The 695-nt window shown below is 48.5% G+C and carries 1 protein-coding gene; it reads right to left on the bottom strand.

Translation table 11 applies throughout. The features are described from left to right. Window positions 1–695, bottom strand: a 695-nt coding sequence (locus tag ACP45E_RS00270) for a (Fe-S)-binding protein (RefSeq protein ID WP_141707144.1), incomplete at both ends; no start/stop codon positions are given.

The following is a 695-nucleotide window of genomic DNA, read 5'->3' as shown; positions in this document are numbered from 1 at the left end:
GCGCTTTCAGCGGGTGAACCGCGGCGGCGTTAAGCTCGGGTGTCATAAAGCCTTTATCGCCCGCCCAACCACAACATTCTATGTGCTCAGGCACGATAACCTCTGAGGTACAGGCTTTTGCCAGTTCTAGCATGTCGTTAGCTAGCCCCATTCGGCGTGAGCTACAAGTCACATGAAGCATCACCGTTTCTTGTATGGGTGCAAAGTTTAAGTGCTCTTTCAGATGCTTCAAAATAAAGCCAGTCGGCTCTAACACTTCCATCGGTTTTGTGAACTGCTCAATGCTTCGTTTGGCGCATGGGCTGGTATCCATCAACACTGGGTATCTTCCGTTACGGCTAGCGAACCAAAGTGCTTGTTCAAGTTGTTGAGATTTTTGCTCGGCAAGGTCTGTTATTCCTTTGCTGTCATACGGCATTCCACAACATTGATCGCTCAGTTTATTGGGGATGATGACTTCATAGCCGGCTTTATTGAGCAGCGATAGGGTCACTTCCGTTAACGAGCGTTGATCTGGCGCGCTTGACTGTTGGCTCATATTGCGACTGGCGCAAGAGGGCAGGTAGACGACTTTTTTATTGGACTGAACCGTTGGAGTTGAGCTCATTTTAAATGCGTTTTCTTGAGGATACTCCGACATCCAAATCGGTGTTTTCCCTTTGGTTAATGAACGAAGCCAGATCGGAAGAGCGGTT

The sequence above is a fragment of the Vibrio genomosp. F10 str. 9ZD137 genome, assembly GCF_049974785.1.
GTDB lineage: Bacteria > Pseudomonadota > Gammaproteobacteria > Enterobacterales > Vibrionaceae > Vibrio.
The sequence above is the reverse complement of the archived record's forward strand: the minus strand, read 5'-3'. Positions and strand labels throughout refer to the sequence as shown.